This window comes from Pseudomonas sp. MG-9, from assembly GCF_018729515.1.
GTDB lineage: Bacteria > Pseudomonadota > Gammaproteobacteria > Pseudomonadales > Pseudomonadaceae > Aquipseudomonas > Aquipseudomonas serboccidentalis.
Genome location: NZ_JAHHZH010000003.1, coordinates 150,932 through 173,323, shown reverse-complemented (window position 1 = coordinate 173,323; position 22,392 = coordinate 150,932). Strand labels below are relative to the sequence as shown.

Genomic DNA, 22,392 nt, shown 5'->3' with positions numbered 1-22,392 from the left:
CCTGCATCAGCCAATAAAGGAATGTTGGAATGTTCAATCTAGTCAAAGCGCTGACCGAGTCAGCCGTTCGGCAACAGGATCTGTTGTTGAACACCCCGATCGATCTGTCCCGTGGCGAAGACAGCCGCCTCTACGGCGTGGACGGCAGCATCGACTCCCTGACCCTGGTATCGATCATCGTCGATGTCGAGGAAAAGCTGCGCAGTCAGTTGGGCGTCGACGTGCGCCTGGCCGACACCACCGACCTGCCCGAATCAGCCACGCCGTTTGCCACGCTGGGCACGCTGATCGCCTACATCATGGACCGGTTGTCTGCAGCGCAAGCTCAGGCGCAAGCCGTTTGATCGAACGACGGGGGTTGGATATGCAAGTAGCAGCATTTATGGCTCATCTGAAAAGCGCCGGCAACCAACTGGCGATCGTCAGCGATGAGGGGCGTTTTACCTATGACCAGTTGCACGCGCAAATAACCGCGTACGGCGCGGAGCTGGCGGCAAAGTCCGTCCGCGATTCGTGCGTGCTGCTGGTCGACAACTACAGCTTCAACAGCGTCTGCATGTTGTTCGCGTTGTGGCTGCACAACAACGTGGTGGCGCTGTCGGTGCCCAAGGGCGAGGAGCAGCTGGCGCAATTGTCGGGTGCGGCGGGCGCGCGGTTTTCCGTTATCGGCGGGATGCCGGAGTTTGCGGTTATCCAGCACGCCAACAGTTTCGTGCCGCCGACCGTAGACGGCCTGTTGTCGCAGCATCAGGCCGGCTTCATTGTGTTTTCTTCAGGCTCGACCGGCCCGGCCAAAGGCGTGGTACACAGCATCGCGCCGTTCTTCGAGCGCTACCTGGGTGCCGAGCGTTGCGGCGCGATTCTGGCGTTTCTGTTGTTCGATCACATCGGTGGGCTGGTCACGGTGCTGCAAGCGCTGGCGACCCATGGCACGTTGATCCTGCCCCAAGAGCGTTCGCCGCAAGAGGTCGGTCGCTGTATCGAGGCGTTCAACGTGCAAACCCTGCATGTGTCGCCGACGCTGCTGAATCTGGCGACGATCACCGGGGTCTTCCAGAAGTGGAACACCACCAGCCTGCAGCGCATCTACTTCGGCTCCGAACCGAGTTCGCCTGAGGCCATCCAACGTATCGCCAACCTCATGCCGCACGTGCAATTGCAGCAGCTGTACGGGATGTCGGAGATCGGCGTGCTGCCGTGCCGCAGCAAGGACGGCGACAGCGCGTGGATGAAGGTCGACGATCCGAAGTACAGCCTGCGGGTGGTCGACGGCATTTTGCAGGTGCGCGGGGCGACCAACATGCTCGGCTATCTGGGCAACGACGGTGACCTGTCGAGCGACGGCTACCTGATCACCCATGACCTGGCCGAAGAACACGGGGGCTACTTCCGGGTCACGGGGCGGGCAGTCGACCTGATCAATGTCGGCGGCAAGAAGGTGTTTCCGTCGCACGTGGAAAGCGTGCTGATGGGCCTGGACAACGTCTCTGACGTGGTGGTCTACGCGCAGCCCAACCCGTTGCTCGGGCAGATCGTTGCGGCGCGGTTCACGCTGTTCGAGCCGGAAACGCTGGAGGCGTTCAAGGTCCGCTTGTATCAACACGTTCGCGGCGTACTGACGCAGGAGCAACTGCCACGGGTGATCTCCATTGCCGAGACCCCGCTGTACACCAGCCGCTTCAAGAAAATGCGTCACCCCGGCGTTCTCGCCCAGTCGTGAGACCGGTTTACTCATCACGTTATAAGGAAATGACAAATGGTTGATCTGGTAAAAATGCGCGCAAGCATCGCTGAAATCCTGTTCATTCCACTGGCCGAGCTGCGCGGTGAAACCGTGCTGGAAAACAGTGACAACTGGGACTCGATGGCGCGAATCGGGATCGTCGCCCTGGTCTTCGAACAATCCGGCGTGAGCGTGTCGGGCGAAGAGATCGAGCGCGTGGTCACGGTGCAGGATCTGTTCGATCTGATCGACCGCAAAATCAAGGACGCCGCATGAGCCTGCTGACCATTGAAGGCGTCGCCATCCGTGCGGTCACGGCGGCGTTGCCTGAGCGCCGGGTGACCGAAGAGGACTTCGCCGAACTGTTCGGCGCCAAGGAAGTCGCGCGTATCGCCAAAAGCACCGGTATCCAGTCGATCCGCGAAACCAAAACCCTGCACACCTCCGACCTGATCATCGCCGCGTGCCGCAACCTGCTCGATCAAGGGCATGCTGCGGCAGCGGATATCGATGGCCTGATCGTGGTGACCCAGACTCCGGATTCGTGGGTGCCGGGCGTCGGGTTCATGGTGCAGCAGGCCCTCGGCCTGCCGCAGCATTGCCTGGTGCTGAATGTGGCGGCTGGCTGCTCCGGCTACATCAGTGCGCTGGTGCAAGCGGGCGCGCTGATTTCATCCGGGGCCTGCAAGAAGATCCTGCTGTGCACCGGCGACGTCACCACGCGAATCCTCGACGAGCGCGACCGCCACGTGAAAATGCTCTTTGGCGACGCCGCTTCGGCAACCTTGCTGGAGCCGGGTGCGGGCAAGTTCGAGTTCATCTGCGGCGCCGATGGCAGCGGCGGTGCGGCGCTGCAGTCCGACATCGCCTACGCCCGGGAGGAGGGCAGCCACGTCTGCGCGACCATCCAGCGCTTGCAGATGGACGGCACGGCGGTGATGAACTTTGCCCTGAACCGGGTCCCGCAGACCGTCAAGGCCTTGCTCGACGCCACAGGCTCGAGTGCTGCTACGCTGGACTTGCTGGTGCTGCACCAGGCGAATGAGTTCATGCTCAATTACCTGCGACGGATGATTGGTGTGGCGGCGGAAAAAATGCCGGTGGACATTGATGGCGTCGGCAACACCAGTTCCACCTCGATTCCGATCGTGTTGTCGCGCCATGCCACAATCGGCACGCCGCAGGCCGAGCACGTTGTGTTGTGCGGGTTCGGCGCCGGGTTGTCGTGGGGCGCGTTGAAGGTTGATCTGCGCCAGACGACCGCTGTGGCACGCTGCGAAGTACCTGAGAAAACCGCGCTGGCGGACACTCCGGCATCGATTGCCGGTGAGCGTTTGCAGGCCTGACCGCGACTGAACGGCGTTACACGGCACCTTTGCGGCGATGCCCGCATCGACCCGCAAAGGTGCCGCGCCCTGGTGCAAATCGTCTGATCACACGGAACCGCTGCTTCATGAACCGCACATTCTGCAAAGCCATTGGCATCATCGGGCGCAGGGATCATCGGCTGTGGGAATATCCTTCGCCATTTCTGCCGCTGTTCCAGTTTCACGAGTGCCACGAATCCGGTGCGATCCGTGCGCAGCCCGAAGACATCATCGCCGCCGTTTGCGCGCTGGACATGCGCGAGGACCGCGTGGTCGATGCGCTGCTATCGCTGCGCGAACTGCCGGGAAAACTACTGCGCAAGATCGGCAGCGGCGCGCCGCAGCAGGACACCGCGCCTTTCGGGTTTGACGCTTTCACCTTACTTGAACGCACGTCGTCCGAGGTGTCCCTGGGCCTGACCGGACGCTTCTGGCGCCCGGACCTGAAGACTGGCCACATCGCTGACGCGCAAGCGTTCAAGGCACTGGAAGACCCCAGCGCGGCGAAACTGGTGCTGCGTTTTCAGGTTATCGAACATCCCCGGAACGTCCGCACGTTGCGCACCGAAACCTTCGTCTATTGCGCCACCACGCGGACGAAAATGCTGTTTACCCCGTACTGGCTGCTGATCCGCCTGGCCAGCGGCTGGATCCGGCGGCGCAACCTTGCCTCCATCCAGCGGCAACTCTCTACGGGACGCACGGTGTAAAAACTCGCATCAATTGGTTACATTGATAACCTTTGCGAATCAGTCTCTGCGAGTTCCGCCATGGCCATCAACTTCGACCTCAACGACCTGCAAGCCTTTCGCGCTGTGGTCGAGCAGGGCAGTTTCCGCAAGGCCGCCGACACCGTGCGCCTGTCGCAACCGGCCCTGAGCCGACGCATCGAAAAGCTCGAAGACGCCCTCGGCGTGAAGCTGTTCGAACGCACCACGCGCAAGGTCAGCCTGACCCAGGCCGGGCGCGGTTTCATGCCCAGCGTCGAGCGTTTGCTCGATGATCTGGACGTGGCGCTGCTGGGCATCAGCGAAGTCGCTTCGACCCGGATGGGTCACGTCACCGTGGCCTGCGTGCCGTCGGCGGCGTACTACTTCATGCCGCGGGTGGTCGCCCGTTATCACCAGCAATTCCCGCGAATCAAAGTCAAAGTCCTCGATTCCAGCGCCCACGATGTGCTCAGCGCAGTGGTCAATGGCGAGGCGGATTTCGGTTTGAGTTTCATGGGCACCCAAGAGGTCAAAGTCGAATTCGAACCGCTGGTGCAGGAAAGCTATGTGGTCGCCTGCCGTCGCGATCATCCGTTGGCCGGACGCAGCAGCGTGACCTGGGACGAGTTCTATCAGCAGGATTACATCTCGCTGGACAAGACCTCGGGCAATCGTTTTCTGTTGGATCAGGCCTTGAGCAGTGTGGTGCCGCAGCGCTCGAGCATCTGCGAGACGCGGCATGTGACGACGATGATTGGTCTGGTGGAGGCGGGGTTGGGGGTGGCGGCCGTGCCGCTGATGGCGATGCCGGGGCCGGATCATCCGATCCTGACGCGGGTGCCGCTGACCGATCCGCAAGTGATGCGCAGTGTCGGCATCATCAAGCGCCGGGGTCGCACCTTGACCCCGGCGGCATTGGAACTGGAGCGACTGGTGGTGGAAATGAAAGTCCAGCCGCCAACGATCAGCGCTTGATCGAGTCCAGACCGGTGGCCTGCACGTCCGCCTGGGCGGCGGGTGCAGCGAGGTAGTCGAGCAGGGCCTTGGCTTCTTTTGGATGCTGCGCGCCGACTGGAATGCCGGCGGCGAAGCGCGTCACCGACTGCACCGATTCCGGAATCTTCCCGACAAAACTCACTCCCGGCACTGGCAGCAATTCGCTGACCTGCTGGAAGCCCAGTTGATAGTCACCCGTGGCAACCACCGAACCGACCGGGACTTTCGGGACCATCTTCGCCTTAGGTTTCAGCTGATCTTCGACACCGAGTTTCTTGAACAACTGCTGCTCGATGTACACGCCGCTGGCGCTGTCGGAGTAGGCCACCGACTGGGCGTCGAGCAGGGTTTTCTTCAGGCCGTCGACGCTGCTGATGTCCGGTTTCGGCGCGCCTTCACGCACCACCAGGCCGATCCGTGAATCCGCCAGTTCGACCCGCGAGGCCGGGTCGACCTTGCCTTGCTTGATCAGGTCATCGAGGGCGTAACCGACCATGATCACCACGTCGGCGTGCTCGCCGCGTGCCAGGCGGTTGGGGATCGCCTCCGGCGCCTTGCCCATCGACGGCCCGAGTTGGGTGTCGAGGGTGTTGCCGGTGGCCGCGGCGAATTTCGGACCGAGGATTTTATAGGCGGCGGTGAAGCCGCCTGAGGTCATCACGTTCAGTTGTTCCGCGTGGGCCAGGGCGCTGAAAGCGAAGAGGGCGACGGCGCTGAGATTGATCAGTTTTTTCAAGATGATTGCTCCTTATGCGGCAACCGGTTGCAGACGTCCGCCTGCGCGGCGATACAGGTACAACGTGGCGCACAACGCACACAGCGCGCCGACGCTCATCCAGTAACCGGGCGCGGCTTTGTCACTGGTGTACTGGATCAGGAAGGTCGACATCGCCGGGGTGAAACCGCCGAAAACCGCGGTCGCCAGGCTGTACGCGAGGGAGAATCCGGCCACCCGCACTTCCACCGGCATGATCTCGGTCAGCGCCGGAATCATCGCGCCGTTGTACATGCCGTAGATGAATGACAGCCACAGCAGCGACAGCAACATGTGGCTGAAGCTGGGCGCCTGCACCAGGTACGACAGCGCCGGATACGTGGTGGCCAGGGCCAGTAGCGACATGGCAATCAGCACCGGGCGACGACCGATGCGGTCGGACAACGCACCGCCAATCGGCAGCCAGAAGAAGTTCGACACACCCACCAGCAAGGTCACCAGCAGCGCATCGGAGGTGCTCAGGTGCAGCACGGTTTTGCCGAAGGTCGGCGCGTACACGGTGATCAGGTAAAACGCAGTGGTGGTCAGCGCGACCATCAGCATCCCGCCGAGTACCACGCCCCAGTTCTGGCCGAGGGTGCGGAACACTTCGCGCATGCTCGGACGGTGTTTGCGTGCGGCGAATTCTTCGGTTTCCGCCAGGTTACGGCGCAGCACAAAGATGAACGGCACGATCAGGCAGCCGACGAAAAACGGAATCCGCCAGCCCCAATCGGCCACTACGCTCGGCGCCATCCATGCGTTCAGCGCGTAGCCCAAAGCAGCGGCGACGATGATCGCCACTTGCTGACTGGCCGACTGCCAGGCGGTGAAGAAACCCTTGCGGCCCGGGGTGGCGATCTCGGACAAATACACCGAAACCCCGCCCAGCTCCGCACCGGCAGAGAAGCCCTGCAACAGCCGCCCGACCAACACCAGCGCGGGTGCAAACAGACCAATGGTTTCGTATCCGGGCACCAGCACAATCAGGATCGTGCCGCTGGCCATGATCGACAGGGTGACGATCAACCCTTTGCGCCGACCGACATCATCGATGTACGCACCGAGCACGATCGCCCCCAGCGGACGCATCAGAAAGCCTGCGCCGAACACGGCAAACGTCATCATCAGGGAGGCGAACTCACTGCTCGCCGGGAAGAACACCGCCGCGATCTGCGTGGCGTAGAAGCCGAACAGAAAGAAGTCGAACTGTTCGAGGAAGTTGCCCGAGGTGACCCGGAAGATAGCGCCGGCCCGCGAGCCGCCATGTGGGATTGAGGCTGTCATAGAAAAGAACTCCACCGCTTTTATGACGTGCGCGACGTGGAAGCGGCGCACGGTTGTTATTGCGGTGGATGGTGGCGCAGGTGTAACTGGATGTTAATTGCATTATTGGCATGCATTGATGTGTAAAGCGGATCAATCCTGAAAACACCGCCTAACCTGTGTGAGCGAGCCTGCTCGCGAAGGCGTTGTGTCAGATAAAGCCATGCTGGAAGTGCCGGCCCTTTAGCCTGCACTCTCATTCAGGCTCGTTCCCGTGTCGGGCTCTGTGACCAGAAAGGGTGGCAGCGGGCAATCGAGCAGATCCGCCACCGCACGAAACAACTCGGCTTCCGCCACAGTGATCACCCCGTCATGCATCACACAGCGGGTCATGGCATTGAGCAGGGCGGGGCGCTCTTCGGGCATCAAGTGGCGCAGGCGTTTGATGGCGGCTTCGAGCCCTTGCAGATCCTCAAGTTCGACCGGTAACTCCAGCGGTCGCTCGAACGGCAATCCCTCCCAGGCAAAGTGCAGCGCCTGCAACGCCACTGGCTGATTCTGCTGACCGGCGCGCGCCATCGCATTCAGCAGCACCAGCAGTTGTTCGGCGCACTGGAACAAACCGAACTTGAACTGAACCGCTGGCGCGCCCTCGACATTGCGTTCGACGATGCGCAGCAGTGTCCACTCCAGCAGCTCGGTTTCGTTGTCGGCGTCAATCAGCAGGTTCATGGTCTGCTTCATTTTCGCAAAAGGCTTTTTGCCCAGGCGTTTCAGGCTGGGAATCAGCAGATCCAGCAACGGCAGGCGCAGGCCCGGATTGAGTCGTGACAACGGCTCGCACAGGGTGTTGAGGGTGTTGAACAGCGTACGGTCGAGGCTCGACTCCAGCAGAGATAATTGCAGCGCCCGCAGCGAGTCGGAGCGCGACAACAACAGGCCGTATACCAACGCTTGAGCGCTGTCGGTACTGCGTGCCGCAAGTTTGAGCTTTTGTGGAATATGCTCCAGCACCCGGCGCGCTTCGATCAGATGTTCGGCGCGTGGCGCACCGATAGCGGCCACGGATGCCTGCACGGCGTTCATGTCGTACACCACGGACATCGCGGTGTCCGGCACGCCGCTGAAGGCATCCGACACCGGCAGCACGGTTCTGGCCACCATCGAGTCTTGTGGCGCAGCGGCAATTTTCACGAACGTGCCATCCCAGCCGGCGTCGATACGCCGGATTCGCTCGCTCAGATCCGGATGGCTGGACATCAAGTCAAAGCTTGAAGTGCCCGAACCGAAATACAGATGGCTGAACTCGGCGGCGCGCGCGGCGTTGATCTTCGCGCCCAACGCGTAGCCGCCGATCTTCTTCAGCGCCCCGGCAATGCTTTGTGGATCACGGGTGTACTGCACCGCCGTTGCATCGGCGAGGAATTCGCGTTGCCGGCTGACCGCCGCTTTGATCAGATTGCCGAACACTGTCCCGCCATACCCGACGATGCACAGCACGGTTCCAAACATCACGGTGAGGATGGCAGGTTGAGTGCGATTGGCAGGGGAACGACGCACCTCATCCATGCCACGCAAAATGAAGCTGCCTGTGAGGCCGATCACCAGAATGCCGTGGACGACGGCGACCAGGCGGGTGTTCAAGCGCATGTCACCGTTGTAGATGTGACTGAACTCGTGGGCGATTACGCCTTGCAGTTCATCACGCGACAGCAGGGTGATGGCGCCCTGCGTCACACCGATGACCGCGTCTTGCGCGGTAAAACCTGCGGCGAATGCGTTGATGCCCAAGTCGGGCAGCAGATAGACCGAAGGCACGACGGTGCCGGACGCCAGAGCCATTTCCTCCACCACATTCACCAGGCGCTGCTCTTCGAGGGTCTGCGCGCTGTGATTGATCAACCGACCGCCCAGACGGCGTGCGACCACTTTGCCGCCGGCTGATAATTCGCCGTATTTCACCAGGCCGCCGACCAGCACAATGCTCGTCACCACCAGCGAAACGGTGGCGAACATTTGCCAGTTCAACTCAAGGTCCATGATCGTATTGCCGTCGCCGTCGGAAACCGGCAGCGTCATCAGCAAGCACGACATGAGGATCAGGCTGAGCACGGCGAGGCCCATCAAAAAAACGAGCAGCACCGAGCGGCGCTTGGCCTGGCGCTGTTGCTGGAAGAAATTCATCGTAATGTCCGGAAGATGTCGGGTGCGCCTGTCGCATCGCGTTCAGGCGTGCTGGCGGTTACTGCGCGGACGGCACAGTAAACTGGCCGTCCCATTGCGGATCGATCCGCCGGATACGTACGCTCAGATCGGGATGGGTAGCGAACATGCGACTCAGCGTGGTCGAGACGCCTGTGCTGAAGTACAAATGACTGTACTCACCGGCCCGGGCAGCGCTGATTGACGAACCTTGAGCGCCGATTTTTTTCAGGGCGCCGATGAGCGCCTGAGGGTTGCGTGTGAATTGCACCGCACTGGCATCGGCCAGGAACTCGCGCTGGCGACTCACGCCAGCCTTGACCAGATTGCCAAAAAGATTGCCGATGAAACCGGCCAGACACAGCAAAAAGCCAGCGAACAACGCCAGCAGCATCAAGCGCACGTCGCGCTTTCCACCCTTGAGCAGGCTTGCCATCAACAGGCCGCCGGAAAGCCCTAGCACCAGAAGGCCGTGTACCACTGCCACGAGTTGCGTGTTCAGGCGCATATCGCCATTGAAGATGTGGCTGAACTCATGGGCAATCACCCCTTGCAGCTCTTCGCGAGTCAGCTGGGTGACTGCCCCCTGGGTCACGCCGATGACCGCGTCCTCAGGCGTAAACCCTGCGGCGAAGGCGTTGATACTTTGATCCGGTAACAGGTACACCGCTGGCATTACGCTGCCAGAGGCAATAGCCATTTCCTCGACAACGTTCATCAGCCGTTTCTCGCCCGGCGTCATCGCAAATCCGTTGAGCCAACGTCCGCCAAGCTTCTCGGCCACCACTTTGCCGCCCGCCCGTAACTCCCGGTATTTCAGGAGGCCGCCGATCACCACGATGCCGCCGACGATTGTTGCGATAACCCCCAGCGCCATAAAGGCATCCAGCAGGCTCCCGGTACCGCTCAGATAATCCTCAAAACCACTGAAGACGAAAGGCAGGCTCGTCAGACCGATCAACATGACAATGGACAGGATCATCATGTTGATCAGGCGCGCGGTCTGGTTTTTCGCCTGGCGTTGTTGTTCGAAGAAGTTCATCGGGCCTTCCGTGGGCAAGGGGGGTTAGAAAGAAACGTTGGGAGCCGTCTTGATCGCCAGAGTGTCGGCAAATTTGAGCGGTGCAGCATCATCGCGATGGCCGAAGCTGGGGGCTAACAACACGGTCGGAAAACTCTGCTTGAGGGTGTTGTAGGTCATCACCGCATCGTTGTAAGCCTGGCGGGCAAAACTCACTCTGTTTTCAGTACTGCTCAACTCTTCACTCAACTGCAGCATGTTCTGCGAGGCCTTGAGATCGGGATAAGCCTCCAGCGTGACATTCAGACGATCCACGGCGGTATTGAGCGCGCTGTCGGCCTGACCCAGATGTTCGATGTTTTGCGCGTTACCCGGTTGTGCCTGCGCGGCCTCAAGTACGGCCACCGCGGCATTGCGTGCCGCGATCACGGCTTCAAGGGTTTCGCGTTCGTGGGCCAGAGCGCCCTTGGCAATGGCAACCAGATTGGGGATCAGGTCGTAGCGGCGCTTGAGCTGGACTTCGACTTGCGCGAAGGCGTTCTTGATTTCGTTGCGGCGTGCGACCAGCGAGTTGAATACGCGCACCGCGTAGAGGGCGCAAAGACCGAGCAAAACCAGATTGACGACAAGATAGGTATTCACGGTGATGTCCTTGTTCACTCGGCGGGATTTTGCGCGGCATATTAGCGCAAAAGCACGCGTTGAGCCCGAATCCTGTAGGAGTGAGCCTGCTCGCGAAGGCGGCCTGCCTACCAACGACAATCCCCGGGCAGCCCAGGCAAAAAACAAGGAATGATTGCGTGACGTCGCAGTCGGAGTTCAGGTATCACCCATTTGAAGGAGGTTCACCGATGAACAGCAAAACCCTAATCGCCAGCCTGGCCCTCGTTGCCGGCATCGCCGGGCTCAGCCCACTTGTTCAAGCGGCGCAAACCTCAAGCGAACCTGCCGTCCAGTCCCCGACCAGCGACCGTGAATTGAAGGTCAACGACCGGGCGCCAGACATTTATCAGCGCAGCGACAAAGCCTTGAAAAACTGGAAACAGAAAGGCTTGAAAGCACCGATCGAACAGGCGCAGTGGGTGCAAATCAACGACAAGTACGTGATGGTCATGATCACCAACGGCACCATCGTCGAGATGCAACCTGTCGAGCGTTAAGCACTTCGGCAACAATTGGCCATGGACGGTCGATTTGCATTCGGGCGCCATTCGGGTAAAACGCGAAGGGCGTTTCGAGTGACTGGATGTCTGGAGCAATCGTTGGAAAAGAAACCGCTTTATCGCAAAGAAAACACCACTGCCCACAACGTCTGGCGCAACAATCCGGGCAGCCACTACCGGTATGAGCGTAATACCAAAGCCGAGAGGCGTAGCGAGGCGACGCGGGGTTCGATGCATGGAATCAAGCATCATGGCTACGACTACACCCCATTATTTCGCTTTCTGCTTTCTCGTGTCGGAGGCAACTGGGATGAGATTTTCAGCGAGGCGGTGGCGCGCCTGGATCGTCCAGAACCAGTGTTCTGGATGGTGTCCATCCATGAAGACGATCGCCAGGAGATTGTGCGACTGGGTGAATCGAGCTACTTCAATGGCCTGTACGTCGATGAGCAAAAGCGCCTGCAAATCGTCAATCCGAATTTGAAGGCGCAGGAGATGAAACCCCATTGCCAGTGTTGCACCCATACCTTCAATGGCGTTGTATTTGGCTTGCCTCCTGACTGAGTGACTCCACTCGACCGTGACTTAACACCTGCCCACCCCCCAGCCGATACTGATTATTCCCACTGCGCTTGGCCTCGTACATCGCCAGATCGGCAATGTGCAGCAGCCGGTCCATGGTCGGCGCATGATCGGGAAACACCGCCACCCCCAGACTGGTGCCGATGTGGCGCTGGTCGTTACCGATGCTGATCGGCGGGGACAGTTCGATGAAAATCTTCTGGCAGATGCTGCGCGCTTCATCCTGCAGGTTGAGGCTCGGGGCCAGGCCTTGCAGGATCACCACGAACTCATCGCCGCCGATGCGCGCGACAGTGTCGGTGGCGCGCAGGATGCGTTTGAGGCGGGTGGCGGTGGTGATCAACACGCGGTCGCCGGCGGCGTGGCCGTAGTGGTCGTTGATGTTTTTGAAGCCGTTGAGGTCGACGAACACCAGCGCCACCCGGGTATTGGTTTGTCGCGCCTGATCCAGGGCTTCGGACAAGCGCTCCTCCAGCACCAAACGATTGGGCAGACCGGTCAACGGGTCGTAGTGGGCGAGGTGTTGGAGGTAACTGGCCGAGGCCTTTTCTTCGGTGATGTCGCGTACCACGCCCATCATCTTGATCACCGCGTCGTGGTCGTTACGCACCACGTTGCCGGTCTCGCGCAACCAGCGAATCGTGCCGTCGGGCCAGACCACGCGGTATTCCTCATCGTGGTTTTCGCCGGTCTCCAGGCAACGCAGTTCACCTTCACGTACGCGTATGCGGTCGTCCGGATGCACGCAGGAGCAGAACAGCGCATAGGAGGGGGTGATCTCGCCGATCTTGAACCCGAACATGCCGTAGATCGCGTCCGACCAGTACAGCCGATCGGTGTCGACTTCCCAATCCCAGGTGCCGATGCGCGCAAAGTACTGACTGCGCTTGAAACGCTCGGCGTCGTTGTCCTGATGGATGCTCCGGCCTTCGGCGGCGCGCGCCAGCAGCTCACGGTATTCCGCCAACTGACGGCGCAAATCACGCTCGCGCAAAACCAGCACGACAATCACCGCAAGCATGACCACACCAACGGCAAGGCCGATCCACAGTTGAATCATTGGGGCGTTGCCAGCATGACGAGTCGATCCGTGAAGTAATGGCGGTTGGCTATGTTAATTCTTCGTCACTCACTTCGGATACAGCATTGATCTGCGTCTGCGGGTTGCCAATCACGAACAATTCTGGGAAAACGGCCGCCAGCTGAACAATTGAGTGAATGTCATGAATGATGAACTGCAGGTAATCGATCTCCAGACGGGCGAGGGCAAGGCTGCCGTCAAAGGCGCGCTGATCACCACCCATTACACCGGTTGGCTGGAAGACGGCACAGAGTTCGATTCTTCCCACAGCCGTGGCAAACCTTTTCAGTGCGTGATCGGCACCGGTCGGGTAATCAAGGGCTGGGATCAGGGGCTGATGGGCATGCAAGTGGGCGGCAAGCGCAAACTGCGGGTGCCGGCGCATCTGGGGTATGGCGAGCGGACGATGGGCAAGATTCCGCCGAATTCGAATCTGGTGTTCGAGATTGAGTTGCTGGAGGTTTTGACGCGGGAGGATTGAGGGGGGTAAACACCGATCAATCAATTTCCATGTAACCTGTGGCGAGGGGATTTATCCCCGATAGACTGCGCAGCAGGCCTTTTTGGGGCATCGCGCCGCGATCCATCAACCCCTCGCCATTTTTACTCAGGCAACCATAGCAATCTCGTCCAGCGTGTCAGCCACAGTCCTTTCAAGTGACGGAAACCGCCGTTTTACTCGGTGCAGCGCGGGCAGCACAGCCTCCATCTCAAGCTCATCGAGTTTCCCGAGAGCGGCCAACGCCGAGGCCACAATTGTTTCTCGCTCGCTTTCAAACAACACCAGGCATGCGTTCTGCGCCCAGCGGCGATCTCGTTCGTTGAGGCCCATGGCGACTAATGCGGCGACGACGCGGGTATCTGGTTTATTGGCCATGTGAAATTCTCCTTTGCGCCGCTTGCCTTGTGGCGAGGGAGCTTGCTCCCGCGGGGTTGCGAAGCGACCCAAGCCCCATCGATCCGATTCGGATCCGGATTTTCGACTGCCGTGCAGCCGAGCGGGAGCAAGCTCCCTCGCCACAGGTGAGCGTTTTAATTTCTGGTGGAGGGTTCGAGGTTGTCGAGGGCGCGGTTGATGTAGCCTGCTGGATGATGCCGAAATGATGCTGCGTTTTTCAGCCCGACATCGCCAGCAGGTTGGCTCCCGCAGGGGATTTGTGTCGGGCGCGGAACCTGGCAACACCGCCGAACACCTGTAGGAGTGAGCCTGCTCGCGATGGGGTCGGCACCTCCAGCATCTATGTCATCAGCCACACCGCTATCGCGAGCAGGCTCACTCCTGCAAGGGGATTGAAGTCGCTTGCAGAATCCCGTTCATCCCTTAAAGACCAAGCCGAGCTTGCGATTGCCGAAGCCATCGGCGACCATGCGCGCCATATAGGGGGAGGGGGTATAGGTATGTCGCACATTCACGAACACAAAGACGAGTTGCTCAACCGCGTCCGGCGCATTGCCGGGCAAGTGCAGGCCGTTGAGAAAGCACTTGAGGGCGATGCCGATTGTGCCAAGACCTTGCACCTGGTGGCGGCGATTCGCGGGGCGGTCAATGGTTTGATGGAACAGTTCATTGAGGCTCACACCCGCGAGCACGTGGCTCATCCCGACCTCAGCGACGAACAGCGCGCCCAGGGCGCTGAAGATCTGCTGCAAGCCATCCGCCGTTATTCCAAATAGAGCATGAGCATCATGAGCCTGACCCCAAGCGCTGAACGTTTCAGCCACGATCACCAGTTTCTCGGTGCGTCTCACGATGAAAACGCCCGCCGCACGTTGTGGGTGGTGGTGCTGACATTCGTGATGATGATCGGCGAGATCGCCGCCGGTTACATCACCGGTTCCATGGCCCTGCTGGCCGACGGTTTCCACATGGCGACCCATGCCGGCGCGTTGAGCATTGCCGCAGCGGCCTACGGTTTCGCCCGGCGCAATGCCAACAACCGCCGCTACAGTTTCGGCACTGGCAAGGTCGGCGATCTGGCCGGTTTCGCCTCGGCGATGGTGCTGGGGCTGGTGTCGCTGGGCATTGCCGGCGAATCGATTTTTCGTTTGTTCGAACCCACCACCGTGGCGTTTGGCGAAGCGACGCTGATTGCGATTGTCGGACTGGGCGTGAATATCCTCAGCGCCTTTCTGCTGATGGGCCATCACGGCCACGACCATGGTCATCATCATGATCACACGCACGATCACGACCATCATCACCATCATGACAACAACCTGCGCTCGGCCTACGTCCACGTGCTGGCTGATGCTCTGACCTCAGTGCTGGCGATTGCCGCGTTGCTGGCCGGGCGTTATCTCGGCTGGGTATGGCTGGACCCGGCGATGGGCATTGTCGGCGCGATCGTTATCGCCAAGTGGGCCTACAACTTGATGCGCGACAGCGCGGCGGTGTTGCTCGACACCACCGACGAACCGGTGGCGGCGGAGATCCGCGAGCTGCTGGAAACCTCGGACGATGTGCGTATCAGCGACCTGCACGTCTGGCAGGTCGGCCCGCAGGCGCGGGCGGCGATTGTCAGTGTGGTGGCAGCGGCGGGTGTGACGGCCGAGGCGATCCGCCAGCGGCTGGCGCCGGTGCATGAGCTGTCGCACTTGACCATCGAACTGCACAACGCTTAAGGCTGTACTGCGCTGAACAGCGGAATCCGCCCATTCAGCGATGGGCGGTAATGCCAGGCCAGTTGTTGCAGATTCATACCCTGATCAAGGATTTCTCTGACAGTCGCGGCGGTAATGCTCAGCGCCAGCGCTTGCCCCGGACACTGATGCCGCCCGCTGCCAAAACTGAAGCTGCGCCGATTCGGGCGATCAAGCAGAAATCGCTCAGGCTGCTCATTCAATAACGGGTCGCGGTTGGCGGAAGCGAGCAGCACCAGAATCACCTCGCCAGCCTCGACCCGCACGCCATCGATCTCACAGGACTGCGCGACAAAACGCCGGGTGTTCTGCACCGACGGATCAAAGCGCTGAACCTCGGCCAGCAGCGCGTCCATCGAGGCGTCGCGCAACTCAGGCAGGCGCCGCAGCGCCACCAAGGCATTGCCGATCAGCCCGGCAGTTGCTTCAAACGTCTGCGAACAGAGGCCGATCAGGTTGGCGATCAGGGTTTCTTCATCGCTTGCAAATCGCTGGCCGATGGCTTTGAGCAAATCGCTCGGTGGCTCCGCCAGCAACTCGATGAAATAACCGCGCAATTGCTCAGCGGCAGCATGGGCCGACGCCAGTTGCAGGTCATTGCTCAGCGGTGACAGGCAAGCAACGAAATCTGCCGTCAGCTCACTGATCGCCCGACCCTGCGCCGGGCTGAAACCCAGCAGCGCCGCGATCACGCACACCGGGCCGCGAAACATCGCCTTATATAAGCCGTCGGCATCCGCTGTGATCAATCGCGCCGCCACCAGCGCACGGACCTGGCTGTCATCGAACACCTGCAGCGCGGGTTCGACCGCAGCGCGTGGACAGCGCTGACGCTCGCCATCGTTCATCCGCATCAGTTGGCCGAACACTTTGCCAGCCATGCCGCCGGCTATCGCTTTCGGCACTGGCTCCTGCGCCGGCCGCACCCGGCAATCGGCGTGCGCCAACACCGCACACACCGCCCGGGCGCTGCTGGCGACCCACAGTTTCAATTCGTGATGAAAGGTCAATCCGCCCTGAGCACGCAATTCGGCGTAGTAAGGGTAGGGATCGGCCTGTGTCGCAGCGATGATCGGGTCCATGGTTCACAGCCTTGTCGTCGGGAAAGTGAAGCGAGTATCTTCAGTTCGCAGCGACGACGATTCGTCGGGGAGCGAAATATGCACGCAGAACATCAAGACATCGGCGTCTCGCAAGTGGCCGCCGCCATCGCCGAACCGGCGCGCACCAAAATCCTCTGCTCGCTGATGGACGGCCACGCCCGTACCAGCACCGAGCTGGCGGCCGTCGCTGAAGTCAGCGCCTCGACCGCCAGCGCGCACCTGAGCAAACTCAAGGATCTGGCCTTGGTGCGTCTGCACGTGCAGGGTCGCCATCGTTATTACAGCCTTGCCGATCAGCGCGTGTCCCAGGCGCTGGAAGCGTTGATGGTGATCGGCCAGAACGCTGCGCCGAGCTTCAAACCGCACACCCCGGATCGCCTGCAATTCGCCCGCACCTGCTACGACCACATGGCCGGGACGCTGGCGGTATTGCTACATGACCGCTTGCTGGCGGCGGGGTGGCTGGTGGCAACCGATGAGCAGGCCTATCGCTTGAGCGACAGCGGCGCGGCATTGTTCGAGGGCTTGGGCATCGAGGTGCAGGACTTGAGTACCTTGCGCCGCAAGTTTGCCTGCCCGTGCCTGGACTGGAGCATGCGCCGCCCGCATCTGGGGGGCTCGCTGGGGGCGGCGTTGTTACAAACGGCATTGAAGCGCAAGTGGGTGACGCAGGATCTGGACAGTCGGGCGCTGGCGTTGACGGCGTTGGGGCGCAGGGAGATCGGGGTGCGGTTCGGGGTTGAGTTGCCTTTAGACGCGAAGAGCAAAAGATCGCAGCCTGCGGCAGCTCCTACAGGGAATATGCACATCTGATAAACGTCGGCTGTAGCGGATTAATGTAGGAGCTGCCGAAGGCTGCGATCTTTTGATCCGGTTTTGCACCTTGTGCCAATCCAATAGACTCGATACTGTATGCATAACCAGTATCGAGTCTTCGCCATGCAACTCATCGACAAGCTCAGCATCCTCGCCGACGCCGCCAAGTACGACGCCTCCTGCGCCAGCAGCGGTGCGCCCAAGCGCAGTTCCGAGGGCAAGAGCGGGCTGGGTTCGACCGATGGCATGGGCATTTGCCACAGCTACACGCCAGACGGGCGCTGCGTTTCGTTGCTCAAGGTGCTACTGACCAATTTCTGCCTTTACGACTGCCAGTACTGCGTCAACCGCCGCTCCAGCGATGTGCCGCGCGCCCGCTTCACCCCCGAGGAAGTGGTCACGCTGACCCTGGATTTCTACCGGCGCAACTGTGTCAGCGGGCTGTTTCTCAGCTCGGGGATCATCCGCTCGGCGGACTACACCATGGAGCAACTGGTGCGGGTGGCGAAACTGTTGCGTGAAGAGCACGAGTTTCGCGGCTACATCCACCTCAAGACCATTCCCGAGGCGGATCCGGCGCTGATCGAGGAGGCCGGGCGCTACGCCGATCGCCTCAGCGTGAACATCGAATTGCCCACCGACGCCAGCCTGCAAACCCTGGCGCCGGAGAAACAGATCGGTTCGATCAAGCAGGCGATGAACACCATCTATACCGGCGTGCAAACGGTGCTCAACGAACCGCGTTCGGCGAAGTTCGCCCCGGCCGGGCAGAGTACGCAAATGATCGTCGGCGCCGATGACACCGACGACAGCACGATTTTGCACAGCGCTCAGTCGCTGTATGGCAACTACCGCTTGCGGCGTGTCTACTATTCGGCTTTCAGCCCGATCCCCGACAGCCCGAAAAGCGTACCGTTGGCCGCGCCGCCATTGATGCGCGAACACCGCTTGTATCAGGCCGACTTCCTCTTGCGCAGCTATGGCTACAGTGCCGGTGAGTTGCTCAAGGGCCCGGGAAATCTGGCCTTGGACATCGACCCGAAGCTGGCCTGGGCGCTGCAGAATCGCGAAGTGTTTCCGCTGGACCTGAATCGCGCCGAACCGTCGCTGATCGCGCGCATCCCGGGCATTGGCCTGCGCACCACCGAACGTCTGGTGCAATTGCGCCAGCAACGGCGCATCCGCTACGAAGATGTGGCGCGCATGCGCTGCGTGCTGGCCAAGGCCAAGCCGTTCATCATCACCAGCGACTACCACCCGCAACAGGCGGAAGTCACCAGCCAGATGCTTTATCAGCAACTTCGCGACCGGCCGATGCCGCAGCAGATGGGGTTGTGGGGATGATCAATCTCGATTGCGATGACCTGTTCGACACCTGGCGGCAACAGGCGCGCTGGTTGCTCAGTCATGAAATCGACCCGAGTCTGGTGAGCTGGGCGTCGGAAGGGGGGGGTGACCTGTTTGCCAGTGACGTGCAGGTGCCCGATGGCCAGGGGCCTTTTCAAGCGCGCATTCCCCGTGCATTGCTCGATACCCTGGAACAGGCCGCCCGCTACCGTGGCGAGCAGCGCTGGAGTCTGCTGTACGAAGTACTGTGGCGAGTCAGCCACGGCGACCGCACGGCGATGATGGCTGGCGACAAACTCGGCAGTGAGTTGCAGCGGCGGATCAAGCAGGTGCAGCGCGAAGCGCACCATTTGCATGCCTTCGTGCGTTTCATCGAGCGCCCGCAGAATCAGCCAGGCCCGCAATACGTGGCGTGGTACGAACCGGCTCACGACATCCTGCACAGCGCCAGCGAACACTTCGTCAGGCGTATGGGCCGGCAGCGCTGGTTGATCGCAACGCCCCGCGACGGGGTTTATTACGATGGCGAGCAATTGATTCATCAACGCCAATGCCCGATGGAATGGCAGCAACTGGCACAGAACATCGATGACCCCCATGGCGATCTCTGGCTGACTTATTACAGCCACATCTTCAACCCGGCTCGGTTGAACGAAAAGGTCATGCAGGGGCATCTGCCGGCGCGGTTCTGGAAAAACCTGCCGGAAGGCGAGCTGATTCCCGGGTTGATCACTCAGGCGCGGATGGGCAAGCAGCAGAACGGGCAGGCCAGCGGGATTGCCGCGCGAGCCGGCAAGCGGATAGCGTTGAAGTAGAAATCAAAAGATCAAAAGATCGCAGCCTGCGGCAGCTCCTACATGGGTATCGCGTTCCACTTGTAGGAGCTGCCGCAGGCTGCGATCTTTTGATCTTGCTGTCCAACAAATAAAAAGCCCCCATCGATCACTCGATGGGGGCTTTTGTGCATCAGCAGTCGTCAGATCAAACCTTGACGATCCAGCCCGCTGGCGCTTCGATGTCGCCGGTCTGCACGCCGGTCAGCTCTTTATAGAGCTTCTGGGTGACCGGGCCGACTTCGGTTTCGCTGTGGAACACGTGCAGGTGGTCGTTGTAGCTGATGCCGCCGATCGGGGTGATCACCGCAGCAGTACCGCAAGCACCGGCTTCCTTGAAGTCCGACAGCTTGTCGATCAGCACGTCGCCTTCAACCACTTCCAGGCCCAGACGGGTCTTGGCCAGTTCGATCAGCGACAGGCGGGTGATACCTGGCAGGACCGACGGCGAGTTCGGGGTGACGAACTTGTTGTCGTGGGTGATCCCGAAGAAGTTGGCCGAACCGACTTCCTCGATCTTGGTGTGGGTCATCGGATCCAGGTAGATCGCGTCGGCGAAGTTGGCTTTCTTCGCTTTCGAGCCTGGCATCAGGCTGGCGGCATAGTTGCCACCGACCTTGGCCGCGCCGGTGCCTTGCGGGGCAGCACGGTCGTAGCTGGAGATCTGGAAGTTGTGCGGGGTCAGGCCACCCTTGAAGTAAGCACCAACCGGAATGCAGAAAATCGAGAAGATGAACTCGGGTGCAGTACGCACACCGATGTTGTCACCGACGCCGATTACGAACGGGCGCAGGTACAGCGCGCCGCCAGTGCCGTACGGCGGAATGAAGCGCTCGTTGGCACGAACCACTTGCTTGCACGCTTCGATGAACTGCTCGGTGTCGACGGTCGGCATCAGCAGACGCGCGCAGCTGCGTTGCATACGCAGGGCGTTCTGGTCCGGGCGGAACAGGTTGATCGAGCCGTCCTTGCAACGATAGGCCTTCATGCCTTCGAAGCACTGCTGGCCATAGTGAAGGGCAGTCGAGCCTTCGCTGATGTGCAGCACGTTATCTTCGGTCAGGGTGCCTTTGTCCCACTCGCCATTGCGAAAGTACGACAGATAGCGTTTGTCGGTCTTGATGTAGTCAAAACCCAGCTTGTCCCAATTGATGCTTTCGTTACCCATGACACCCTCTATCACTGAACAACCGTCGAAACGGTTCAAGGCTTCTGACGTTTTTTTGGATGGGCACAACAATACTTCATTCTTGAGCGGTTTCGCAGCCCGGACGATAGGGGGATAAGCAGATTTATTAGCCTGCTTATGAAAAATCGCCGTCCATCGCTGAAAAGATCGCAGCCTGCGGCAGCTCCTACAGAATCGGCAACCCCCTGTAGGAGCTGCCGAAGGCCGCGATCTTTTGATCTTCAAAGGTGCAACGCGTGCCCCAAAGCACGCAACGCCGCTTCCTGCACCGCTTCACCCAAGGTCGGGTGCGCATGGATGGTGCCGCCGATGTCTTCCAGCCGCGCACCCATTTCCAGGCTTTGCGCGAACGCGGTCGACAACTCTGAAACGCCGACCCCCACCGCCTGCCAACCCACAATCACATGATTGTCGCGACGGGCGACCACCCGCACGAAGCCGCTTTTCGATTCCAGCGTCATCGCCCGGCCATTGGCAGCGAACGGGAAGCTCGACACGATGCAGTCCAGCCCGGCAGCCTTGGCCTCGTCCGGGGTCCGGCCGACCACCACCAGTTCCGGGTCGGTGAAGCACACGGCGGCGATGGCGGTCGGGTTGAATTCGCGGTGTTTGCCGCTGATCAGCTCGGCAACCATTTCACCCTGAGCCATGGCGCGGTGCGCGAGCATTGGTTCACCGCTCAGGTCGCCGATGGCGTAGACGTTGCGCATGCTGGTCTGGCAGCGGTTGTCGATCTTGATCGCCGAGCCGTTCATCTCCAGATTCAACGCTTCGAGGTTCCAGCCCTGCGTGTTCGGTTTGCGACCGACGGCCACCAGCACCTGATCGGTTTCCAGATTCAGGGTGTCGCCGTTCGGGTCACGCACCTGCAAGGTGCCGTCGAAGCCCAGCACGCTGTGCTTGAGATAGAGTTTCACGCCCAGTTGCTTCAGGGCTTCGTGTACCGGTTGCGTCAGCTCGGCATCGTAGGCCGGCAGGATACGATCCTGTGCCTCGACCACACTGACCTCGGCGCCGAGCTTGCGGTAAGCAATGCCCAGCTCCAGACCGATGTAACCGCCGCCTACGACGACGAGACGTTTTGGCACAGACTTCGGCGCCAGCGCTTCGGTGGAAGAGATGATCGGCCCGCCAATCGGCAGGATCGGCAGGTTGACGCTGGTGGAGCCGGTGGCCAGCACCAGGTGATCGCACTGGATCCGCGTGTCGCCGACTTCAACGGTTTTGCCGTCGATGACCTTGGCCCAGCCATTGATCACCTGGACCTTGTTCTTTTTCAGCAGCGCCGCAACGCCGGTGGTCAGGCGATCGACGATGCCGTCCTTCCATTCCACGCTTTTGTTGATGTCGAGGGTCGGCGCTGAAACGCTGATGCCCAGCGCCGAGTGCTCGCTGTGATGCCGGGTCTGGTGGAACTGCTCGGCGACGTGAATCAGCGCTTTCGACGGGATGCAGCCGATGTTCAGGCATGTGCCACCCAGCGATTGGCCTTCGACCAGGATCGTCGAAATGCCCAGTTGCCCGGCGCGAATCGCCGTGACGTAACCGCCGGGGCCGCCGCCAATGATCAGCAGCGTGGTGTTCAAAGTCTGCATGGCA

Annotated in this window: 24 protein-coding genes; 14 read left to right on the top strand and 10 right to left on the bottom strand. The window is 60.7% G+C overall.

What is annotated here, in order from left to right; genetic code table 11:
• The first annotated feature begins 29 nt into the window (after window positions 1-29).
• The 6 genes from KKQ10_RS09070 (at window position 30) to KKQ10_RS09045 (ending at window position 4,775) form a co-directional block, all read left to right on the top strand.
• Window positions 30-344, top strand: coding sequence for a hypothetical protein (locus KKQ10_RS09070; protein WP_215500884.1), 315 nt, complete (start codon window positions 30-32; stop codon window positions 342-344).
• Between the two features lie 38 nt (window positions 345-382).
• The gene (locus tag KKQ10_RS09065; RefSeq protein WP_252191549.1) at window positions 383-1,720 is read left to right on the top strand and encodes a class I adenylate-forming enzyme family protein; all 1,338 of its coding nucleotides are present in this window, start codon (window positions 383-385) and stop codon (window positions 1,718-1,720) included.
• A gap of 36 nt (window positions 1,721-1,756) precedes the next feature.
• On the top strand, window positions 1,757-1,999 hold the full coding sequence (locus KKQ10_RS09060; RefSeq protein ID WP_215500882.1) for an acyl carrier protein: 243 nt from the start codon (window positions 1,757-1,759) through the stop codon (window positions 1,997-1,999).
• Window positions 1,996-3,069, top strand: a complete 1,074-nt coding sequence (locus tag KKQ10_RS09055; protein ID WP_215500881.1) for a 3-oxoacyl-ACP synthase III family protein — start codon at window positions 1,996-1,998, stop codon at window positions 3,067-3,069. The genes KKQ10_RS09060 and KKQ10_RS09055 overlap by 4 nt, the downstream gene beginning before the upstream one ends.
• 107 nt (window positions 3,070-3,176) lie before the next feature.
• Entirely contained in the window at window positions 3,177-3,800 is a 624-nt protein-coding gene (locus tag KKQ10_RS09050) for a hypothetical protein (protein ID WP_215500880.1), read from the top strand.
• A gap of 60 nt (window positions 3,801-3,860) precedes the next feature.
• Entirely contained in the window at window positions 3,861-4,775 is a 915-nt protein-coding gene (locus KKQ10_RS09045) for a LysR family transcriptional regulator (protein ID WP_215500879.1), read from the top strand.
• On the opposite strand, the gene KKQ10_RS09040 is transcribed toward KKQ10_RS09045, so the two are convergent.
• The 5 genes from KKQ10_RS09040 to KKQ10_RS09020 form a co-directional block, all read right to left on the bottom strand.
• The gene (locus tag KKQ10_RS09040; RefSeq protein ID WP_215500878.1) at window positions 4,765-5,532 is read right to left on the bottom strand and encodes a substrate-binding domain-containing protein; all 768 of its coding nucleotides are present in this window, start codon (window positions 5,530-5,532) and stop codon (window positions 4,765-4,767) included. The two genes, KKQ10_RS09045 and KKQ10_RS09040, sit on opposite strands and share 11 nt — an antisense overlap.
• 12 nt (window positions 5,533-5,544) lie before the next feature.
• Entirely contained in the window at window positions 5,545-6,837 is a 1,293-nt protein-coding gene (locus tag KKQ10_RS09035; protein ID WP_215500877.1) for an MFS transporter, read from the bottom strand.
• A 222-nt stretch (window positions 6,838-7,059) separates the two neighbouring features.
• On the bottom strand, window positions 7,060-9,000 hold the full coding sequence (locus tag KKQ10_RS09030; RefSeq protein WP_215500876.1) for a M48 family metallopeptidase: 1,941 nt from the start codon (window positions 8,998-9,000) through the stop codon (window positions 7,060-7,062).
• Window positions 9,001-9,058: 58 nt separating this feature from the next.
• The gene (locus KKQ10_RS09025; protein WP_215500875.1) at window positions 9,059-10,060 is read right to left on the bottom strand and encodes a M48 family metalloprotease; all 1,002 of its coding nucleotides are present in this window, start codon (window positions 10,058-10,060) and stop codon (window positions 9,059-9,061) included.
• 24 nt (window positions 10,061-10,084) lie between these two features.
• The gene (locus KKQ10_RS09020; RefSeq protein ID WP_425518793.1) at window positions 10,085-10,681 is read right to left on the bottom strand and encodes a LemA family protein; all 597 of its coding nucleotides are present in this window, start codon (window positions 10,679-10,681) and stop codon (window positions 10,085-10,087) included.
• A 209-nt stretch (window positions 10,682-10,890) separates the two neighbouring features.
• On the opposite strand from KKQ10_RS09020, the gene KKQ10_RS09015 reads away from it, so the two are divergent.
• Window positions 10,891-11,199, top strand: coding sequence for an RcnB family protein (locus tag KKQ10_RS09015; RefSeq protein ID WP_127650941.1), 309 nt, complete (start codon window positions 10,891-10,893; stop codon window positions 11,197-11,199).
• A gap of 102 nt (window positions 11,200-11,301) precedes the next feature.
• Window positions 11,302-11,766, top strand: a complete 465-nt coding sequence (locus tag KKQ10_RS09010; protein ID WP_215500874.1) for a hypothetical protein — start codon at window positions 11,302-11,304, stop codon at window positions 11,764-11,766.
• Here the strand turns inward: KKQ10_RS09010 and KKQ10_RS09005 are convergent.
• Window positions 11,732-12,844, bottom strand: a complete 1,113-nt coding sequence (locus tag KKQ10_RS09005) for a sensor domain-containing diguanylate cyclase (RefSeq protein ID WP_127650939.1) — start codon at window positions 12,842-12,844, stop codon at window positions 11,732-11,734. The genes KKQ10_RS09010 and KKQ10_RS09005 overlap by 35 nt on opposite strands.
• Before the next feature lie 163 nt (window positions 12,845-13,007).
• On the opposite strand from KKQ10_RS09005, the gene KKQ10_RS09000 reads away from it, so the two are divergent.
• The gene (locus KKQ10_RS09000; RefSeq protein WP_215500873.1) at window positions 13,008-13,346 is read left to right on the top strand and encodes an FKBP-type peptidyl-prolyl cis-trans isomerase; all 339 of its coding nucleotides are present in this window, start codon (window positions 13,008-13,010) and stop codon (window positions 13,344-13,346) included.
• Between the two features lie 126 nt (window positions 13,347-13,472).
• Here KKQ10_RS09000 and KKQ10_RS08995 read toward each other — a convergent pair whose 3' ends face one another.
• Window positions 13,473-13,742: a hypothetical protein gene (locus tag KKQ10_RS08995; protein WP_215500872.1), complete on the bottom strand. Its 270-nt coding sequence runs from the start codon at window positions 13,740-13,742 to the stop codon at window positions 13,473-13,475.
• A gap of 521 nt (window positions 13,743-14,263) precedes the next feature.
• Here KKQ10_RS08995 and KKQ10_RS08990 point away from each other — a divergent pair.
• Window positions 14,264-14,539: a metal/formaldehyde-sensitive transcriptional repressor gene (locus KKQ10_RS08990; RefSeq protein ID WP_102357456.1), complete on the top strand. Its 276-nt coding sequence runs from the start codon at window positions 14,264-14,266 to the stop codon at window positions 14,537-14,539.
• Window positions 14,540-14,551: 12 nt separating this feature from the next.
• Window positions 14,552-15,487, top strand: coding sequence for a CDF family Co(II)/Ni(II) efflux transporter DmeF (dmeF, locus tag KKQ10_RS08985; protein WP_215500871.1), 936 nt, complete (start codon window positions 14,552-14,554; stop codon window positions 15,485-15,487).
• Here dmeF and KKQ10_RS08980 read toward each other — a convergent pair.
• Entirely contained in the window at window positions 15,484-16,587 is a 1,104-nt protein-coding gene (locus tag KKQ10_RS08980; protein ID WP_215500870.1) for a cytochrome P450, read from the bottom strand. The two genes, dmeF and KKQ10_RS08980, sit on opposite strands and share 4 nt — an antisense overlap.
• Before the next feature lie 78 nt (window positions 16,588-16,665).
• Here KKQ10_RS08980 and KKQ10_RS08975 point away from each other — a divergent pair, with 78 nt between their 5' ends.
• From KKQ10_RS08975 to KKQ10_RS08965, 3 genes are all read left to right on the top strand, one after another.
• Window positions 16,666-17,421, top strand: coding sequence for an ArsR/SmtB family transcription factor (locus tag KKQ10_RS08975; RefSeq protein ID WP_215500869.1), 756 nt, complete (start codon window positions 16,666-16,668; stop codon window positions 17,419-17,421).
• Between the two features lie 126 nt (window positions 17,422-17,547).
• Window positions 17,548-18,768 carry a putative DNA modification/repair radical SAM protein gene (locus KKQ10_RS08970; RefSeq protein WP_127650933.1) on the top strand — a complete coding sequence of 407 codons (1,221 nt, stop codon included), beginning with the start codon at window positions 17,548-17,550 and terminating at the stop codon, window positions 18,766-18,768.
• Complete coding sequence (locus tag KKQ10_RS08965) at window positions 18,765-19,586, top strand: TIGR03915 family putative DNA repair protein (RefSeq protein ID WP_215500868.1); 822 nt, start codon at window positions 18,765-18,767, stop codon at window positions 19,584-19,586. Before KKQ10_RS08970 ends, KKQ10_RS08965 begins: the two co-directional genes overlap by 4 nt.
• 166 nt (window positions 19,587-19,752) lie before the next feature.
• Here KKQ10_RS08965 and KKQ10_RS08960 read toward each other — a convergent pair whose 3' ends face one another.
• Window positions 19,753-20,772, bottom strand: a complete 1,020-nt coding sequence (locus tag KKQ10_RS08960) for a branched-chain amino acid aminotransferase (RefSeq protein ID WP_127650931.1) — start codon at window positions 20,770-20,772, stop codon at window positions 19,753-19,755.
• Window positions 20,773-21,014: 242 nt separating this feature from the next.
• Complete coding sequence (gene lpdA, locus KKQ10_RS08955; protein WP_215500867.1) at window positions 21,015-22,388, bottom strand: dihydrolipoyl dehydrogenase; 1,374 nt, start codon at window positions 22,386-22,388, stop codon at window positions 21,015-21,017.
• Window positions 22,389-22,392 lie beyond the last annotated feature (4 nt).

Coding starts and splice junctions, on each gene's coding strand:
- KKQ10_RS09070 (WP_215500884.1), top strand. CDS start 30: ATGTTCAATCTAGTCAAAGCGCTGACCGAGTCAGCCGTTCGGCAACAG.
- KKQ10_RS09065 (WP_252191549.1), top strand. CDS start 383: ATGGCTCATCTGAAAAGCGCCGGCAACCAACTGGCGATCGTCAGCGAT.
- KKQ10_RS09060 (WP_215500882.1), top strand. CDS start 1,757: ATGGTTGATCTGGTAAAAATGCGCGCAAGCATCGCTGAAATCCTGTTC.
- KKQ10_RS09055 (WP_215500881.1), top strand. CDS start 1,996: ATGAGCCTGCTGACCATTGAAGGCGTCGCCATCCGTGCGGTCACGGCG.
- KKQ10_RS09050 (WP_215500880.1), top strand. CDS start 3,177: ATGAACCGCACATTCTGCAAAGCCATTGGCATCATCGGGCGCAGGGAT.
- KKQ10_RS09045 (WP_215500879.1), top strand. CDS start 3,861: ATGGCCATCAACTTCGACCTCAACGACCTGCAAGCCTTTCGCGCTGTG.
- KKQ10_RS09035 (WP_215500877.1), bottom strand. CDS start 6,837: ATGACAGCCTCAATCCCACATGGCGGCTCGCGGGCCGGCGCTATCTTC.
- KKQ10_RS09030 (WP_215500876.1), bottom strand. CDS start 9,000: ATGAATTTCTTCCAGCAACAGCGCCAGGCCAAGCGCCGCTCGGTGCTG.
- KKQ10_RS09025 (WP_215500875.1), bottom strand. CDS start 10,060: ATGAACTTCTTCGAACAACAACGCCAGGCGAAAAACCAGACCGCGCGC.
- KKQ10_RS09015 (WP_127650941.1), top strand. CDS start 10,891: ATGAACAGCAAAACCCTAATCGCCAGCCTGGCCCTCGTTGCCGGCATC.
- KKQ10_RS09005 (WP_127650939.1), bottom strand. CDS start 12,844: ATGATTCAACTGTGGATCGGCCTTGCCGTTGGTGTGGTCATGCTTGCG.
- KKQ10_RS09000 (WP_215500873.1), top strand. CDS start 13,008: ATGAATGATGAACTGCAGGTAATCGATCTCCAGACGGGCGAGGGCAAG.
- KKQ10_RS08995 (WP_215500872.1), bottom strand. CDS start 13,742: ATGGCCAATAAACCAGATACCCGCGTCGTCGCCGCATTAGTCGCCATG.
- KKQ10_RS08990 (WP_102357456.1), top strand. CDS start 14,264: ATGTCGCACATTCACGAACACAAAGACGAGTTGCTCAACCGCGTCCGG.
- dmeF (WP_215500871.1), top strand. CDS start 14,552: ATGAGCCTGACCCCAAGCGCTGAACGTTTCAGCCACGATCACCAGTTT.
- KKQ10_RS08980 (WP_215500870.1), bottom strand. CDS start 16,587: ATGGACCCGATCATCGCTGCGACACAGGCCGATCCCTACCCTTACTAC.
- KKQ10_RS08975 (WP_215500869.1), top strand. CDS start 16,666: ATGCACGCAGAACATCAAGACATCGGCGTCTCGCAAGTGGCCGCCGCC.
- KKQ10_RS08970 (WP_127650933.1), top strand. CDS start 17,548: ATGCAACTCATCGACAAGCTCAGCATCCTCGCCGACGCCGCCAAGTAC.
- KKQ10_RS08965 (WP_215500868.1), top strand. CDS start 18,765: ATGATCAATCTCGATTGCGATGACCTGTTCGACACCTGGCGGCAACAG.
- KKQ10_RS08960 (WP_127650931.1), bottom strand. CDS start 20,772: ATGGGTAACGAAAGCATCAATTGGGACAAGCTGGGTTTTGACTACATC.
- lpdA (WP_215500867.1), bottom strand. CDS start 22,388: ATGCAGACTTTGAACACCACGCTGCTGATCATTGGCGGCGGCCCCGGC.